This window comes from Shewanella sp. KT0246, assembly GCF_019654955.1.
GTDB classification, from domain to species: domain Bacteria; phylum Pseudomonadota; class Gammaproteobacteria; order Enterobacterales; family Shewanellaceae; genus Shewanella; species Shewanella goraebulensis.
The window spans coordinates 1-443 of record NZ_BPEV01000154.1 but is presented as its reverse complement, the minus strand read 5'-3'; the positions used below and the strand labels follow the sequence as shown (position 1 = coordinate 443).

The following is a 443-nucleotide window of genomic DNA, read 5'->3' as shown; positions in this document are numbered from 1 at the left end:
TGTTCGTCGCTTCTTTCAATTCAAAGATGCCATTATCAAACAGCACCTTAGTAATAGCTTTATTACGGCCTTTTAGATTAACGCTGTCGTCGGCATCAACCTCTATTACCGCGTGGTTAAGGGCCTGCTCAACCACATCTCCAGCCGATGAGCTGAAGTTTTCAGTCATATCGAAACTGTGATGCTGTGAAGTATCTGGCATCAGAGTCTTGATGATCTCTGGGAACGGGTGCGACAAGTTCATGTTGACGCAGAACATACCAATAGGTTTGCCTGTTTCACCCATAATAATGCAGGTGCTCGACTTCAACATCTCGCCACCTTTGTTGTTACTGAAGTAGCTCTTTGGTGTCACTTCACCTGTTTGCTCATAAAGACGCAGCATCTTTAAGCCCAAATCTGTGATGGGCGAGCCCACGAGACTAAGGCGAATCTCGTATGCC

Annotated in this window: 1 protein-coding gene; it reads right to left on the bottom strand. The window is 46.0% G+C overall.

Going from position 1 to position 443, the window contains the following annotated elements; translation table 11 throughout:
- Positions 1–385 (bottom strand): PAS domain-containing protein (locus K5Q58_RS20925; RefSeq protein WP_259651419.1); only part of this gene is annotated, 385 nt, incomplete at its 3' end.
- Between the last annotated feature and the right edge of the window lie 58 nt (positions 386–443).